Origin of the sequence: Bacillus sp. 491mf (assembly GCF_900112415.1) — a bacterium.
Classification (GTDB): Bacteria; Bacillota; Bacilli; order Bacillales; family Bacillaceae_G; genus Bacillus_A.
Window position 1 is genome coordinate 1 of record NZ_FOLV01000085.1, and the last position, 3,367, is coordinate 3,367.

A 3,367-nucleotide genomic window follows, 5' to 3' on the forward strand; every position below is an offset into this window, starting at 1 on the left:
TGAAGATCCAAAAGATCCGAACAAAGGTCCAAATGAAGATCCAAAAGATTCATCTAATAAAGAAAACGATAAGACGACAGTATTACTTCCTAAAACAGGAGGAACACCAGCAGAGATGATTTCAATTGTTGGAGGTATGGTATTGTTCGTTTTAGGTGGAATTTTATTCGCTCGTCAACGAATGAAACAATAAAAAGATTTTAGGGTATTATTGATAGCCCCTTTAGGAAATCATTCAAAAAACTTCATGAGCAGATGAAGAAATGAATGAAACCTAAAGGGTTTTTTTAATTCTAAAGATATTTGTTAATAAAGGTTCTATAGTGATAATGGGAAAATAAGGAGATGTTAATTAACTCTTGCTTTTTGTTAGCAATTCGACAATAATGGGTGTGGGAAGGATTTCTTTTTAATGTTGAAAATCACTAAAATGGCATGCTTACATCATTAGTTGGTGGAATTATATATTACGATGATCAATAATGTTTCTGCAGCTACGCCATGGGTGAAAAGATGCCTCATCTTACAAAACATCTACAAAATTAATAAGTAATCTTTAAAATTTCTAATCTAGTCAAGGAAGTATGTATTTTATGTTTAAAATAGTACATACGGTACAACTTACATTTTCATGATTTAATAAAATTGTGAAGGAATATAAATTACACAATTTTAATACTGTCATTACTCTTATATACATAATCATAATGTAATTGATGGAGTTAATTTTATTTTGAAAAATTGACACCTCTTTATAAATAGATGAAATGTGTATAAATAGAGTCCTTTCAAATTTTCTACATAGTTATAGAAACCATTAGACAAAGTACTTTTTCTCGATACTCATTTATATACTCCAAAAATAAAAAGATGTATTTTAATTTTTTATTTGGTTGGTAATCATATTTTTTTATCCACCTCACTTTTTTTATCCCACTTTATTTAGATTTGGAGAATATAGCTTTTATCTTCATAGATAAACATAACTTCGTCAGGAGCGTTTTATGTTTGTTTTCGTGTGTAAGGTGATCGATTATCCCCGTGATTCATGATAACAAAAAACGTATCCTCAATAGTATCCTTTCGAATACAAATATCTCAGTACGTTTTACAGCTATAACATTCTTTAGTTGTTATGCTGCATTTAATTATAAACTTTACTTCTCGCTTTTTTAGGAGGCAGTATCAGAGTCGGGTGAAGTAGCCTGTTCATATACCCCTGTGTACTAAACGTTTTTTTCGCAATTAGTATAAAGAAGTTTCACAATCCTTACAGCATAATAAGCCGAATAACTGTTACATGTTTTATCATCGTTGTTTTTGAATAATCTTTTCCTAATGAAGTTGTTCATTCACCTTTGTATTTGTAATGTGAAATCCTTTCCGTATATTCGTCAATATTCTTGTTAAACAATATAGAACAGAGTTGTTGTGGATGACATACATCGGGAAAATTTAAGTTTATAACATGTAATAAGCAATCTCGTTTATTTTGCATAAAGGTAAGACTTCCTACCTTAAGGTACAAAAAAAGTAAAAAATAGGGGGATAAGACTCCTGCGGATGGAAGTGTTATTTTATCTAAGTGATAGAAGGATTGAAAAAGAGAAAAGATGATAGTATTTATTAAGAATTAAGTAAAGCATCGTAATGACATTGAATAATAGAATCATTGTTATAGTTTGTACCGGACTGTATCTATATTCAAAATTTACAGGAGGGAACATATGCATTTAAAAAGAACCACTTCGATTTTTTCAATTATAATGATTTTTATGTTTACTATAGGTCAGAGTTTGCTGCCTATAATAGCAAATGCACAAGAGTTAAGTACAACAGGATTTGTGGATAGTATTACGTTTGATAAACAAACATTGAAGCAAGGAGATCGGGCTACAATAAATGTAACCTTCAGTGATAAATCCGGAAATAATATGAAGTCTGGAGACACGTTAACATTAACACTTCCTCGAGAATTAACAGGCTTTGGGGGGGATATCCCATTAAATGATGAGCAAGGTATTAATTTTGGTACTTGTAAGGTAACTGCGGGTAAGGTGGTATGTACATTTAATGATATGGTGGAGAAACTTCACAATATCAGAGGACATTTTTATTTTACAGTTGAAGCTAATCGTGTAGAACAAACAACAAATGTTGAAACAAATTTAGGGACGAATTTAGATAAACAAACTGTCACGATCACTGGTTCAAGCGGTGGTAGTACAGGGACTGATCCATTTATCGGCAAAACCGGTTATATTCAACCGAGTAATCCCGATGAAGTGCGTTGGTTCTTGAGGATAAACAACAAGAAAGAATATTTAGGTAGAGATATTGTTGTGTCTGATAGTTTGCAGGAAGGCCAAACACTTAATAAAGATAGTTTTCGAATAATAGTTAATAACGTAGAGGAGTTAACTATTAAACAATTTCAAGATCAACGTTATGGATATGTTCAGTTTGATGACGGCGGTCGTTCATTTAAAGTCGTGATTAACTGGAGTATGGGAAGTGCTAGGTCTTTTAATGTTTCTTATGCAAGTACGATAATGGAAAGCGGAAAGAACCAAGAATCTTTTAAGAATGATTATAAAGCTGATTATCAACTTCTATACAAACAACCGGTTTCTGTATCGGGTAGTGCTACAGTCGCAAATGTAACATCTGGCGGTGGTATTCAAGGTGATTTACCTCCTAAAGGAACGTTAAGAATTGTTAAGCATCTTGAAGGTAACGAAGAAAAAGTAATACAAAATGTCTCGTTTAAGTTGTATAAAGAGTCAGGTGAACAACTTGGGGATGTATATAAAACAAATGAAAAAGGGATAATTGAAATTTCTGATTTACAACCAGGGAAATATTATGTACAAGAGATTTCAGCTCCAGAGTATATTGATTTCGACTCTCAGACAAAAGTAAGTTTTGAAGTTAAATCAAATGAGGTAAATGGAGTTAAACTACCGATTTCGAATAAAGTGAAGACTACATCCATTACAGGAACAAAAACATGGACAGGCGACAATGCGGCAGATCGTCCGAAAGAGATTAAAGTAGACTTACTACAAAATGGTCAAGTCATTAAAACACAAGAAGTAACAGAAGCAAGCGGTTGGAAATATGAATTTAAAGACTTAGTTGCATACGATACAGACGGCAAAGTGTATAAGTATGAAGTGAAAGAACAACCAGTTGATGGATATAAATCCGAAGTAAAAGGTTATGACATTATAAATACAAAAGTGGTCCAACTAACAAAAGTAGAAGGAACAAAGACGTGGAAAGACGATAACGCAACAGATCGTCCAAGTGCAATCAAGGTAGATTTACTGCAAAACGGCAAAGTAATCGCAACACAAGAAGTAAC

Annotated in this window: 2 protein-coding genes; both read left to right on the forward strand. The window is 32.5% G+C overall.

Annotated elements, in window-relative coordinates:
* On the forward strand, positions 1-193 hold a 193-nt coding region (locus tag BM211_RS25615; protein ID WP_141771708.1), incomplete at its 5' end, for an LPXTG cell wall anchor domain-containing protein.
* Positions 194-1,727: 1,534 nt separating this feature from the next.
* A partial coding sequence (locus BM211_RS25620; protein WP_141771709.1) for a Cna B-type domain-containing protein occupies positions 1,728-3,367 on the forward strand: 1,640 nt, incomplete at its 3' end.